The organism is Bacteroides sp. Phil13 (assembly GCF_001940965.1).
Classification (GTDB): domain Bacteria; phylum Bacteroidota; class Bacteroidia; order Bacteroidales; family Bacteroidaceae; genus Bacteroides; species Bacteroides intestinalis.
Map to the genome: position 1 here is coordinate 1 of NZ_MSHA01000104.1, position 12748 is coordinate 12748.

The 12748-nt window shown below is 40.9% G+C and carries 14 protein-coding genes; 7 read left to right on the forward strand and 7 right to left on the reverse strand.

What is annotated here, in order from left to right:
• Positions 1-351: 351 nt before the first annotated feature.
• Positions 352-579, reverse strand: coding sequence for a hypothetical protein (locus BWI44_RS22005; RefSeq protein WP_007665603.1), 228 nt, complete (start codon positions 577-579; stop codon positions 352-354).
• Positions 580-607: 28 nt separating this feature from the next.
• Complete coding sequence (locus BWI44_RS22010; RefSeq protein WP_195209761.1) at positions 608-1123, reverse strand: GNAT family N-acetyltransferase; 516 nt, start codon at positions 1121-1123, stop codon at positions 608-610.
• A 158-nt stretch (positions 1124-1281) separates the two neighbouring features.
• Here BWI44_RS22010 and BWI44_RS22015 point away from each other — a divergent pair, with 158 nt between their 5' ends.
• The 4 genes from BWI44_RS22015 to BWI44_RS22030 all read left to right on the forward strand — a co-directional run bounded on the left by BWI44_RS22015 (position 1282) and on the right by BWI44_RS22030 (position 4434).
• Positions 1282-1821 carry an RNA polymerase sigma factor gene (locus BWI44_RS22015; protein WP_007665601.1) on the forward strand — a complete coding sequence of 180 codons (540 nt, stop codon included), beginning with the start codon at positions 1282-1284 and terminating at the stop codon, positions 1819-1821.
• Between the two features lie 4 nt (positions 1822-1825).
• Positions 1826-2179, forward strand: a complete 354-nt coding sequence (locus tag BWI44_RS22020; protein WP_117693496.1) for a hypothetical protein — start codon at positions 1826-1828, stop codon at positions 2177-2179.
• Between the two features lie 24 nt (positions 2180-2203).
• Positions 2204-2746 carry a DUF4890 domain-containing protein gene (locus BWI44_RS22025; RefSeq protein ID WP_195209760.1) on the forward strand — a complete coding sequence of 181 codons (543 nt, stop codon included), beginning with the start codon at positions 2204-2206 and terminating at the stop codon, positions 2744-2746.
• A 113-nt stretch (positions 2747-2859) separates the two neighbouring features.
• Complete coding sequence (locus tag BWI44_RS22030; protein ID WP_044533320.1) at positions 2860-4434, forward strand: ClC family H(+)/Cl(-) exchange transporter; 1575 nt, start codon at positions 2860-2862, stop codon at positions 4432-4434.
• A gap of 9 nt (positions 4435-4443) precedes the next feature.
• Here the strand turns inward: BWI44_RS22030 and BWI44_RS22035 are convergent, their stop codons facing one another.
• Positions 4444-5811, reverse strand: a complete 1368-nt coding sequence (locus BWI44_RS22035; RefSeq protein WP_044155106.1) for a TrpB-like pyridoxal phosphate-dependent enzyme — start codon at positions 5809-5811, stop codon at positions 4444-4446.
• A 130-nt stretch (positions 5812-5941) separates the two neighbouring features.
• Between BWI44_RS22035 and BWI44_RS22040 the strand changes: the two genes are divergently transcribed.
• Positions 5942-7771, forward strand: a complete 1830-nt coding sequence (locus BWI44_RS22040; RefSeq protein WP_130069711.1) for a TrkH family potassium uptake protein — start codon at positions 5942-5944, stop codon at positions 7769-7771.
• A 23-nt stretch (positions 7772-7794) separates the two neighbouring features.
• Complete coding sequence (locus BWI44_RS22045) at positions 7795-8481, forward strand: potassium channel family protein (protein WP_195209759.1); 687 nt, start codon at positions 7795-7797, stop codon at positions 8479-8481.
• Between the two features lie 58 nt (positions 8482-8539).
• Here the strand turns inward: BWI44_RS22045 and BWI44_RS22050 are convergent, their stop codons facing one another.
• The 3 genes from BWI44_RS22050 to BWI44_RS22060 all read right to left on the reverse strand — a co-directional run bounded on the left by BWI44_RS22050 (position 8540) and on the right by BWI44_RS22060 (position 10785).
• Positions 8540-8908 carry a winged helix-turn-helix transcriptional regulator gene (locus BWI44_RS22050; RefSeq protein WP_044155352.1) on the reverse strand — a complete coding sequence of 123 codons (369 nt, stop codon included), beginning with the start codon at positions 8906-8908 and terminating at the stop codon, positions 8540-8542.
• Between the two features lie 94 nt (positions 8909-9002).
• On the reverse strand, positions 9003-9845 hold the full coding sequence (locus tag BWI44_RS22055) for an aldo/keto reductase (RefSeq protein WP_044533878.1): 843 nt from the start codon (positions 9843-9845) through the stop codon (positions 9003-9005).
• A gap of 94 nt (positions 9846-9939) precedes the next feature.
• On the reverse strand, positions 9940-10785 hold the full coding sequence (locus BWI44_RS22060; protein ID WP_195209758.1) for an aldo/keto reductase: 846 nt from the start codon (positions 10783-10785) through the stop codon (positions 9940-9942).
• Between the two features lie 244 nt (positions 10786-11029).
• On the opposite strand from BWI44_RS22060, the gene BWI44_RS22065 reads away from it, so the two are divergent.
• Complete coding sequence (locus tag BWI44_RS22065) at positions 11030-11920, forward strand: helix-turn-helix domain-containing protein (RefSeq protein ID WP_195209757.1); 891 nt, start codon at positions 11030-11032, stop codon at positions 11918-11920.
• On the opposite strand, the gene BWI44_RS22070 is transcribed toward BWI44_RS22065, so the two are convergent.
• Positions 11921-12739, reverse strand: a complete 819-nt coding sequence (locus BWI44_RS22070; protein WP_138293318.1) for a class I SAM-dependent methyltransferase — start codon at positions 12737-12739, stop codon at positions 11921-11923. It abuts the gene before it with no gap.
• Between the last annotated feature and the right edge of the window lie 9 nt (positions 12740-12748).

Genomic DNA, 12748 nt, shown 5'->3' on the forward strand with positions numbered 1-12748 from the left:
TACTGAACCTAATTCAGTCGTATACTTAGTAGGGCTTGGCTTAATGATGTTGATAATCAGAAAGTTACAAAAAAAATATGTTGCTGTTGATAAATTCTGACAAATCTTTCACCGAATCGACTAATAGCAAGGAAGGATTATATTAATTATTAACACAACGAATCCCCAAAGGTTAACGAAATCGTAGAGTCTATTAAAACATGTTGTAATATGTTGTAGTTCACCCCGAAAATTTGGAGATATCCCAGAAGTCCGTACCTTTGCAATGTNNTTTTTCATAGTATTAGATTTAAGGTTAACAAAAGATTGGCTGTCTGGGATAGATAGCCTTTTTTTATACTTGGAAGTGAACTACATATCGGGTACTTTTATCTTTTCCGGATTTTCTTCCCGATACCTTTTGAAATCATTCTCTATTAAGTCTCTCAAATCTTTAAGAAACTCTTCGCTACACTCTTCTTTTGCCAAGGAATAATAGTATTCCAAAGTTTGTAATGCGAACTTATCTTTTCCAATCAGGGCAAATGCAGGAATCTCATTTTTAACTGCATTACGCACTAATACTGCTTGATCTCTCATAATAAACTATTTTTTTATGCAGAATCTATTATTCGGTATCACTCTTGAGAAGCGAATATATCTTCATATCCAGAATCTGGTTATTCTTCACAGCATTGCTTCTGAGTACTCCTTCACATTTAAATCCACTCTTTTCAAGAATCCGGCAAGAAGCGATATTATAGCTAAACGGCTCTGCAAAAATACGGAGAATATCGGTGTTGTTAAACACATATTGGCAGGTTTGTTTAATTGCACACGTTCCCAGACCTTTTCCCCAGAAAGATTCTGCTATATAATACCCCATTTCCGCAGTCCGCGAATGGATGTTATCTTTGCGAAACACACCAATGCTTCCCACTACTTTATGATCAGCAGTGATAGCAAAAGCAAAAACACTATTCTTATCAGCTTTCAGCATTTCATTGATATAGAATTTAGCATCATCCTCAGTATAAGGATAAGGCAGGCCATCCCGAAGGTTGTCTTGGATATTTTTGTTATTTAAGGTTGATGCAAGTTCGGCAGCATCTTCCATTTTCCATTCTCTGATTTTACATTCCATATCTTTCTTTTTAAATTAGCCTGAAACAGGAGAGTTGGCGGCAAAGATAAGAAACTTTATTTTTAACCACTTCTTTAATAAATGCAAAATATGAACTTGCCGATTTAACTTCATCCTTTTTTCTGTTTCTAACCTAATAAAGCTAAGAAATTGAATGGATGATAAACGAGGATAAAATCCGGCAGGTATATGCTTCCGACCCGAAAAAGGGGTTTAAAATGCTGATGGATAACTTCCAGGTACCTATATATAATTATATACGGCGTTTGGTGGTATCACATGAGGATGCAGAAGATGTTCTTCAAGAAGTCTTTATCCGGGTATACCGTAATCTGGGACAGTTTCGTGGTGAAAGCTCGCTGAGTACCTGGATATACAGGATTGCAACCAATGAGAGTTTGCGCTTGCTGAATACACGAAAGGATGAAGAAGCGATTCCTGCGGAAGAAGTACAAGAAGAACTGATTGGTAAACTGAAAGCTTCCGATTATATTGATTATGAAAATGAATTGGCAGTCAAGTTTCAGGAAGCCATACTGAGTTTACCGGAAAAGCAACGATTGATATTCAACCTACGCTATTACGACGAGCTTGATTATGAAGAGATCAGCCGGATATTGGACAGCAAGGTCGATACTCTCAAAGTGAATTACCACTATGCGAAAGAAAAAATAAAAGAATACATCTTAAATAGATAGGACGATGAATAAAGAATTTGATTTTGACGATATAGGTAAAAAGACACCTTACCGCACTCCTGATAATTTCTTTGAGGATATGCAGCAGAAGGTAATGGAACGTACTTACGGTGGGCAACGCAGGAAACGCCGTTTACAGATAATGTTCTCTACTGCTGTAGCGGCTGCTGCAATACTGGCAGGGGTATTGTTTGTTCCGTCTTATTTACAGACGAGAGATGTACCTGCAGGAACTTCGGATATGTTGGCTGTGGATAGAAGCAGCAGCGATCCGGCTGATAAATGGATTCATGAACTGTCGGATGAGGAGTTGGAAGAGCTCGTCGACTTCTCTGATAATGACATATTTTTAAATTAGGTATTAATAAAAAACAAGAAGATTATGAAGACTAAGTTTATTTATGTAATGATGGCCGCTCTTTTGATTGGTAGCCAAACAATTTCTGCTCAGAACAAGGATAATAAGGATCAGAAACAGCGCCCTACTCCCGAGCAGATGATGCAGAGACAAGCTAATCAGATGGTAAAAACATTGATGTTGGATGACGCTACGGCTGCTAAATTTACTCCTGTTTACGAGGGTTACCTGAAAGCACTGCGTGAGTGCCGGATGATGAACCGCCACGAAAGAAATAGAGGAAACAATGCAGAAGCTAAACAAACTGCGAAACCTGTACCGACGGATGCGGAAATAGAAAAACAGATTAAGGATCAGTTTGCACAAAGCCGTAAGATCCTGGATGTTCGTGAGAAGTATTATAATGAATTCCGTAAGATTCTGTCTCCTAAACAGATTATGAAGATCTATCAGACAGAAAAGAGTAATGCGAATAAATTCAGAAAAGAATTTGATAGAAGAAAAGGTCAGAAGCACGGACAAGGAAAGCGCCCGATGCATGGAAGACCGGTTTCAAATAATAAATAACATTCCTGACCTTGCCGGATAGATGGAGAAAAAGTAAAAAACGCAAAGTCTTGAAACTTCAACAGGGTTAATTTGTTGTAGATACTCAAATTAATAAAAGAAAACTCTGAGGAATGTTTCAAAGGTTCAAAAACTTTAGAAAACTGAGGAAGTGGTATGTCGTGAAGCTGAAACTGGTTGACGCACGCCTGTATTTCGTCAGCATCTTCGTAGGATTGCTGACGGGGCTGGTGGCTGTTCCCTATCATTATTGCCTCTATTATTTCTTTAACCTGAGAAGTGAATTTTTTGCTTCCCGCCCGGAGTGGTACTGGCATATTCCTCTTTTTCTTTTCTTTTGGGCGATACTGATATTCGTATCCTGGTTGGTGATGAAAATGCCACTTATCACCGGAGGAGGTATTCCTCAAACACGTGCTGCCATTAATGGACGCATTACCTATAAACACCCTTTCATAGAATTGGTTTCTAAATTCTTCGGTGGTATTCTTTCGGTTTCAGCCGGATTATCATTGGGACGTGAAGGACCTTCTGTGCAAATAGGTTCGTATATCGGATGCCTTGTAGCGCGTTGGACACATATTTTGCGAGGTGAACGAAAACAATTGCTTGCTGCTGGTGCCGGTGCCGGTCTTGCCGCTGCGTTTGCAGCACCGCTGGCTTCTTCATTGCTTGTCATCGAATCCATCGAACGTTTTGATGCTCCGAAAACGGCTATTACTACCTTGCTGGCAGGTGTAGTGGCAGGGGCGGTGGCGAGTATGGTTTTTCCTATAAGTTCCTATCATCTGATACAAGTGGCCGAACCCGGTTTCTCTTTTGGAGTCCAGGTGAAGTACTTCTTATTGCTTGCAGTAATTATTTCTGTTTGCGGGAAACTGTATTCCATGATGATGGTGTCCTTTAAGCGGGTTTATGCTACGGTGAAATCTTCGGTATATATGAAGATGTTCTATCTGCTACTGGTCGCTTACATTATTTCCTTTATGCAGGTTAACCTGACGGGTGGGGGAGAACAGTTTCTTTTGGAGCAGGCACAGTCCGGCAGTCATGCGCAGATTATGTGGGTAACGGCAATGATGCTGTTACATTTCGGCTTTTCCGTAATTTGCGTTTCCTCCGGTTTGCCGGGGGGAAGTTTTATCCCTACACTGGTCACCGGTGGATTACTGGGCCAGATTGTCGGTTTGCTGGGAGTGGAATATGGAGTTATTGAACCGGAGAATGTCAGTTATGTGATGTTGATCTCCATGTCGGCTTTTCTGGTGGCTGTGATACGTACCCCTTTGACGGCTATCGTGCTGATTACCGAGATAACAGGGCACTTTGAGGTATTTTACCCGTCGGTAGTAGTAGGCGGATTAACTTATTATTTTACAGAACTCCTTCAGATAAAACCTTTTAATGTGACGCTTTATGAGGATATGATCAATACTCCTGCTTTCCAGGAACAAAAAAGATATAAACTATCCATCGAAGTGATGACAGGTTCGTATCTGGACGGTAAACTTGTGGACGAGCTTTCTTTACCTGAAAACTGTGCTATTATCAATATACACCGGGATGGTAAAGACGCAAAGCCCCCCGGAATGCGGTTGATTCCGGGGGACCAGGTTGATATTGAATTGGATGCACAGGACATTGAAAAACTCTATGAGCCACTTGTCAGCCTGGCAAACATTTATTGATGAGGCGTCTTACGCCAAACTGCCTATTTCGTCTAGATTCTTCTGAATATCCTGATCGGTCAGTTCATAGTTCACAAGATCACCGGAGAGATATTTATCGTACGAAGCCATGTCAATCAGTCCGTGACCGGAGAGGTTAAACAGGATCACCTTTTCTTCGCCTGTTTCCTTGCATTTGTTTGCTTCGCGGATGGCAGCGGCAATAGCGTGGCAAGATTCCGGTGCGGGAATGATACCTTCGGCCTGGGCAAACAGACAACCGGCTTCGAATGATTCCAGTTGTTTGATGTCTACAGCTTCCATCAGACCATCTTTCAATAGTTGTGAAACGATGACACCTGCACCGTGGTAACGCAATCCGCCTGCATGGATATTGGCAGGAGCAAAGTTGTGTCCCAGCGTATACATAGGAAGCAATGGGGTATATCCGGCTTCATCACCGAAATCATATTGGAATTTACCACGTGTCAACTTCGGGCAAGAAGCCGGTTCGGCAGCGATGAAACGTGTTTGTTTGCCTTCCAGAATCTTATGGCGCATGAATGGGAATGCAATACCGCCAAAGTTGGAACCACCACCGAAGCAAGCGATTACCATATCAGGATATTCTCCCGCCATTTCCATTTGCTTTTCGGCTTCCAGGCCGATTACAGTCTGGTGCAGAGCTACATGACTCAAGACAGACCCCAATGTATATTTACAATTCGGTGTGGTTTGTGCCAGTTCAATGGCTTCCGAAATAGCTGTTCCTAAGGAACCCTGATAGTTGGGGTGAGCTGTCAGAATGTCTTTTCCGGCGCGGGTAGACATAGACGGAGACGGTGTAACCTGTGCGCCGAAAGTCTGCATAATGCTGCGGCGGTAAGGTTTTTGCTCGTAGCTGATTTTCACCTGGTAAACGGCAGCTTCCAAGCCAAATAAGCGGGCTGCATAGGCCAGTGAGGCACCCCATTGTCCGGCACCGGTTTCTGTGGTAACGTTAGTTACTCCTTCTTTTTTGCAATAGTAAGCTTGAGGAATAGCAGAGTTTAACTTGTGTGATCCCATCGGACTCACACTCTCGTTCTTGAAATAGATGTGTGCCGGAGTACCCAATGCTTTCTCCAGTCCATAGGCACGGACGAGCGGAGTACTGCGATAATATTTGTACATTTCGCGTACTTCTTCGGGAATCTCAATCCATTTATCAGTCTGGTTAAGTTCTTGTTTACACAGTTCCTGAGCGAAGATAGGATATAGATCTTCGGCTTTCAGTGGTTGTTTGGTACCGGGATGAAGCGGAGGCATTGGTTTGTTTACCATATCTGCCTGTATATTATACCAATAGCGTGGAATTTCTTCTTCCGGAAGGAAAAATCTTTTTGTCTTGTTGCTCATAGTGGTTACTTCTATTAAAATTTACGAGGCCAAATGTAACTATTATTTTTAAAACAAATTCTTTTTTCTTTTGTTTTTTGTCTATACGCATTGTTTTGTTTATGTTTGCCTGATATTTAATTTGGTCTCCATGAAGATTTATCATAAATTCTTGTTATATCAGAATAAATGGATTCATCCGTACACTCGGATCATTCTTGGAGGGGTGACTTACGTAGCCTACCTAGCTTCTATTCTGTTAATTGTAGGTGTAGTATATGAACACGGCTTTACTATTTCCGAACACGAGGCTTCTCAACTGCAAACTCTTTATCGGTTTGTGTGGGGTGTTTTCCTGACGGAAGTGACTTTGCATCTTTTGTTGGAATACAGAGATACAAAGCGTGCATTTAAGAAACTGGCCTGGATACTGATCGCCTTACTCTATCTTACTCTGATTCCGGTTATTTTTCATCGACCGGAGGAAGAAGGAGCTATTTTGTACTTTTGGGAATTCCTGAACGGAAAACCTTATCACATTGTACTTTTGCTCATTTTTTCTTTCTTTAATCTGTCCAATGGCTTGGTCAGGTTATTAGGACGGAGAACGAATCCTTCTTTAATCCTGGCTGGTAGTTTCTTTATTATTATTATTATAGGAACAGGTCTGTTAATGCTGCCTCGCTGTACGATGAATGGAATTTCGTGGGTGGATTCCTTGTTCATTTCCACCAGTGCAGTGTGTGTCACAGGACTGACTTCGGTGGATGTGGCTTCCACCTTTACTACATCTGGTTTTGTGGTGATTATCCTACTCATACAGATTGGCGGTTTGGGGGTGATGACACTGACCAGTTTTTTTGCGATGTTCTTTATGGGTAATACATCATTCTATAACCAGTTGGTGGTTCGTGATATGGTTAGTTCCAATTCATTGAATTCATTGCTTTCTACTTTACTGTATATATTAGGCTTTACGCTGGCTATAGAAGGGATGGGGATGTTTGCTATCTGGAGTGATATTCATGGAACAATGGGAATGACTTTTGAGGAAGAAGTAGCCTTTTCAGCTTTCCATGCCATATCAGCGTTTTGTAATGCGGGTTTTTCCACATTACCAGGCAATCTGGGTAATCCACTGGTGATGACGGGGCATAATCCTTTCCTTATTTATATATCCTTGCTGATTATTCTGGGTGGTATCGGTTTCCCGATATTGGTGAATTTTAAAGATATCGTACTCCATCATTTACGTCGTATATGGAAGTTCTTGCATACATGGGAGTGGGACAGACATCGTTTTTACCATCTGTATAACCTGAATACGAGGATTGTACTTATTATGACTTTTCTGTTACTGGTGCTTGGTACAATTCTTATTGCCATTTTTGAGTGGAACCATGCCTTTGCCGGTATGTCAGTTGCTGATAAATGGACACAAGCATTTTTCAATGCAACTTGTCCGCGTACTGCCGGGTTTACCAGTGTGGATTTAACTTCGTTGGGAGTACAGAGTGTATTGATCTATATTTTCCTGATGTGGGTTGGTGGTGCAGCACAATCTACGGCCGGTGGTGTCAAGGTGAATGCTTTTGCGGTAGTCGTATTGAATCTGGTTGCCGTGTTGCGCGGTACGGAAAAGGTAGAAGTGTTCGGCCGTGAGTTGTCATACGATTCAATCCGTCGTTCCAATGCTACAGTGGTGATGTCTCTCGGTGTTTTATTTGTTTTTGTTTTTATTCTGACGATATGGGAACCTCAGGCATCTGTTATGGCACTTTTGTTTGAATGTGTGTCGGCACTGAGTACAGTAGGTTCCAGTTTAAATCTGACTCCGACCTTGGGTGATAATAGTAAGTTACTTGTTGCTTTCTTGATGTTTATCGGACGTGTGGGTTTGATTACATTGATGTTGGGTATCATTAAGCAAAAGAAACATACGAAGTATCAGTATCCAAGTGGACAGATCATTATAAATTAGTAATTAGTAGTAAAATAAATAGTATGAAGTATATTATTATCGGTTTAGGAAATTACGGACACATGCTTGCCGAGGAATTGTCGGCATTGGGGCACGAAGTGATTGGTGCGGATGTGAGTGCGAGCCGTGTAGATAGTATAAAAGAAAAAATAGCTACAGCTTTTGTATTGGATGCAACTGACGAGCAGGCGCTTGCAGTTCTTCCTTTAAATGGAGTGGATGTGGTAGTAGTGGCTATTGGTGAGAATTTTGGCGCTTCCATTCGTGTAGTGGCTTTACTGAAACAACAGAAAGTGGAGCATATCTATGCGCGGGCTATTGATAATGTCCATCGTTCCGTACTTGAGGCTTTTGATTTGGAACGGATTTTAACTCCGGAGGAAGATGCTGCTCGTGGTTTGGTACATCTGTTGGAATTTGGTGCCAATATGGAAACATTCAGGGTGGACTCAAATTATTATGTAGTGAAATTTGCTGTGCCGGAAAAAATGATAGGATACTATGCCAATGAATTGAATCTGGATAAAGAATTTGGTTTGAAGTTATTAGCATTGAAGCGTGCCAAGACTTTAAAGAACTGTCTGGGCATCTCATTTACAGAACATGATGTGATGAATGAATTACCTGAAAATGATCAAGTACAAGCTGGTGACGAACTGGTTTGTTACGGACGGTACAAGGACTTCCAGAAGTTTTGGAAAGCGATGTAAGAAAGTCTTTCTGGTAACTTTATAATACCATTTTTGGAAAAGGCATAAGGGCGATTTTTTATTCGCTCTTATGCTTTTTTCTGTCATTGATTATATCTTCCATATTTTCCTGCGCCCACGAAATTAAAGAGTTTATATGTGGTAGTAGAGACATAGCTCTTTTAGTGAGTGAATATTCTACTTTTGGGGGAACCTGTGCATAGATTTGTCTTTTTACCAATCCGTCTTCTTCTAATGTACGGAGGGTGACTGTCAACATTTTCTGAGATATATCCGGTATTGTCTTTTGTAGTTCGTTGAATCGCATAACAGGAGCCTGTGTCAAAGTGAAGAGAGTCAGTATTGACCATTTATCGCTGATACGTGATAATATCATTCGAATAGGACAATCGGCATAAGAGCTATTGGGTATATTTATTCTATTCATATTAGGTTGATTTATAAAACACTCTACAAAAGTAACTAATATGCCGATTGTATGCAAATGATCTTATTGAAATGTATTGGGACTTGGAGTGTTTCTAATGTAATCCGCTCAGCCACTCTACCATCTTCGGATCACGATGTGAGAAGAAGCAACTGGTATTAGTATCCAGTGCTGCTATTTTTTTCATATCTTCTTTTGTCAGTTCAAAATCGAATACATTGAAGTTTTCAATAATTCGTTCTTTACGGATGGATTTCGGGATAACGACAATATTTCTTTGTATCAACCATCGCAATATAACTTGTGCAATGGATTTACCATATTTGCCTGCAATGGACGCTAATGTCTCATTCTGGAACATATTGTTTTTTCCTTCGGCAAATGGAGCCCATGATTCAACCTGAACACCTTTCTCTTGCATGAATGCCTCTGCTTCGATTTGTTGGTAGAAAGGGTTAGTCTCTACCTGATTGACGGCAGGTGTGATTTCATTATGAAGGATCAGATCTACCAGACGGTCGGGCATAAAGTTGCTGACGCCGATGGAACGAATTCTACCTTCCTTGTATAATTCTTCCATAGCACGCCAAGCACCGTAATAGTCATTGAATGGCTGATGAATAAGGTACAGATCCAGATAATCGAGTTGCAAACGTTTCATGGATGCTTCGAAGGCTTTCTTTGCTTTGTCATAACCGGCATCTGATATCCAGAGTTTGGTAGTGATAAACAAGTCTTCGCGGGGGATGCCACTGCGTTTGATGGCTCTTCCTACAGCTTCTTCATTACCATAAGCGGCAGCCGTATCTATGGAACGGTAACCTGCTTCAATAGCGTCATATACACATTGTTCACACAAAGCTTGATCTTCGATTTGATATACACCGAAACCGAGAATTGGCATTTCGATACCATTATTTAATTTTACTTTCTGCATAATAACTTTCTCTTTATTGATTTTATATTAAAACACTTTACTTCCTTAATATTCCCGGACATTGTAGATTATTGTATTATTTTAAGCCCTTTGTTTATTTGCCTACTCTTTTTGCTAACTCTGCCGGATAGCGGTCGCCTGACACTGGAATAGAATTAAGTGTATCATTTATCCTTGTCAACTCTTCCGGGCTTATTTCCACATTTATACTCTGTATATTCTCTTTCAGGCGTTTCAGTTTGGTGGTTCCCGGAATGGGAGCGATCCAGGGTTTTACAGCAAGTACCCAAGCCAATGCAATCTGTGCAGGCGTTACATTCTTCTCTTCCGCCAGCTTTCTCACAAAATCAACTATAACCTGATTGGCATTCAGATTCTCAGCAGTAAAGCGTGGAACGATACTGCGGAAATCGTCTTTACCGAATTGTGTGTCTTTGCTGATATTTCCCGTCAGGAAACCTTTACTCAGCGGGCTGAAGGGGACGAAACCGATACCCAGTTCTTCGAGAGTGGGCAATAATTCTTTCATGGTTTCTGCCACTTCTTCTATAGGAACATCCGGGTCCACACGGTGCAGATAGTACAGATCGATATGATCTGTCCGCAGACGCCTGAGGGAACCTTCGATGGAACTTCGTATTATTTCCGGTTTACCAATGACAATTTGTTTGCCGTCGACCATCTGAATACCACATTTGGTAGCAATGACTACATCTTTCCGATAAGATTCTAAGACTTCACCTACTAATTCCTCGTTGGTGTATGGACCATATACTTCAGCAGTATCAAAAAAAGTGATTCCTTTTTCTATAGCCTGATGAATAAGGTTAATCATTTTTTTCTTATCAGCGGCAGCACCATAACCGTGACTCATACCCATACAACCCAAACCCAATGCGGAAACTTTAAGTCCGCTCTTTCCTAATTCTCTGTATTTCATTACTCTTGTCTTTTTGCAGTTTTTTTGATGTTGCAAAGGTAAGTTGTGGGATGAAGTTTGTAAATAGACAGATTACTGCATTGCACACCATTATTACGGTTTTAAAATATTGATTGAATACTTGATAATGAACTGTATACACAGGTTACAGTTTCTTATACCAATATTACAGATTTTGCAATACAAGTGATGGAATGCTGAAAGAAAACTGTTATTTTTGTCATCAGATTAAATTATTCAGATTATGGGTACAATCGTAAAATTGAATACTATTCAGGAGTATAATATGGTAATGGGAGTGGAGACATTGCATCCGCTCGTTAGTGTGGTTGACTTTTCAACATTGAAATCTTTAAAGCATGGACGTAAGAATTTTGGTTTCTATTGTATTTTTCTGAAACAGCTCAAGTGTGGAGAATTGTCTTATGGACGTAGTACGTACGATTATCAGGAAGGTACACTGGTATTTGTGGCTCCTGGTCAAGTGGCGGGAATTGATGATGACGGAGAGACACTGAATCCTCAAGGTAAGGTATTGGCTTTTCATCCGGATTTGCTGCGAGGTACTTCGCTGGGACGTAAAATGAAAGATTACAGCTTTTTCTCTTATGAAGCTAATGAGGCTTTGCATATGTCTGAGCGTGAACGGCAGATTATCCTTAATTGTTTTGTTGAAATACAAGAAGAATTGGAGCGTGCCATAGATAAGCATAGTAAAGATATTATAGCCTCTACGATTGAGCTTCTGCTGAACCATTGCCAGCGTTTTTATGACCGTCAGTTTATTACGCGTGAAAACATAAATAAAGATATTCTAGTGCGTTTTGAAAATCTACTCAGTGATTACTTTGAATCAGACCAACCGCAAACTGTCGGTTTACCATCCGTGCAATATGTTGCAGACCGATTGCATCTTTCTCCTAATTATTTTGGGGATCTGATAAAGAAAGAAACAGGTAAATCAGCTCAGGAATCCATTCAGCTCTTTGTGATAGAGAAAGCAAAAGAACGGCTTTATGATGAGAATAAGACTGTCAGCGAAGTTGCCTATGAACTGGGCTTCAAATATCCACATCATTTAAGCCGTCTGTTTAAAAAGGTGGTGGGGATGACACCAAACGAGTACAGAGCGTAGTTATTTAATTTTGTACCCCAACAGCGAACTGAACTTCCTGCAAATATCCGGGAATAGCCCCATTAGCCTTCCGCCGAATCCCCATCTTTTGGGAAAGAATCTCTGGTAGAGGGCCTGGTCGATAAGTTGCAGGCGTGGTTCCCAGTTTTCCACCTCATGCCCGTCTTTCAGACCGGAGCGGATTTGTGCTTCGTGCCCCCGTAGTGAGTCGGGTTTAATATACTTGGAGTTTGCCATCATAGGTCCGCACACATCAAACCATACTTCACCACCACTGAATCGGTCGGCCAATCGAGTGAGTAATTGTCGTACTTGCTTTTCATAGAAATACATCAGTACACCTTCGATAACAATGACAAACTCTCCTTCGGGATGCTTTTTGCGGAGATCATCCATCCATTGGGTTTCTAACAAAGAACCGGCTATGTAATGATCGCCCGCAGGTTCCGGTAGTAAATCACGTCGCAAGTCGATTACTTCGGGTAAATCCATTTCATAAAATATGGCTTTGTCGTGTTCTTCAATACGTTGATAGCGGGTATCCAGTCCGCAACCTACATTCACTACTATCGGATTTTTTCGTGTGGCAATGAAACGTCGGATGGTATTATCAAAGTATAATCCACGTACGACACATCCTATGGCACTCAATTTGGCACTATCAAATTTAGAGTAATCATATTCAATACTTTCTACCAGTTGCTCGGCTTGCAGATCACGCAAGATGGCATCTTTCCGGCGACTTTCTTTGGCTCTCATGTAAAGAGGTATCAGCAGTGTTTCAGCTACTACACTCTTAAATTCATATTTCTTTTTCATTTTTATTTG